The sequence below is a fragment of the Rhizobium sp. Root483D2 genome (genome assembly GCF_001426685.1).
GTDB lineage: Bacteria > Pseudomonadota > Alphaproteobacteria > Rhizobiales > Rhizobiaceae > Pararhizobium > Pararhizobium qamdonense.
The window spans coordinates 200,052-200,379 of the sequence record NZ_LMFB01000009.1; the positions used below are offsets into that span (position 1 = coordinate 200,052).

General features: G+C 59.8%; 1 protein-coding gene. It reads left to right on the plus strand.

All coding sequences use genetic code 11. The features are described 5' to 3' along the window. A partial coding sequence (locus tag ASD32_RS07490; RefSeq protein WP_244490121.1) for an isocitrate/isopropylmalate family dehydrogenase occupies positions 1-328 on the plus strand: 328 nt, incomplete at both ends.

Genomic DNA, 328 nt, shown 5'->3' on the forward strand with positions numbered 1-328 from the left:
TGGCCGCTTCAAGGATATCTTCCAGCAGGTCTTCGACGCCGAATTTGCCGACAAGTTCAAGGAAGCCAAGATCTGGTACGAACACCGTCTGATCGACGACATGGTCGCCTCGGCGCTGAAATGGTCGGGCGGTTATGTCTGGGCCTGCAAGAACTATGACGGCGACGTCCAGTCCGATATTGTCGCGCAAGGGTTTGGCTCGCTTGGCCTGATGACCTCGGTCCTGATGACGCCGGATGGTCAGACGGTCGAAGCCGAAGCCGCCCACGGCACGGTGACGCGTCACTACCGCCAGCACCAGAAGGGCGAGGAAACCTCGACCAACTCG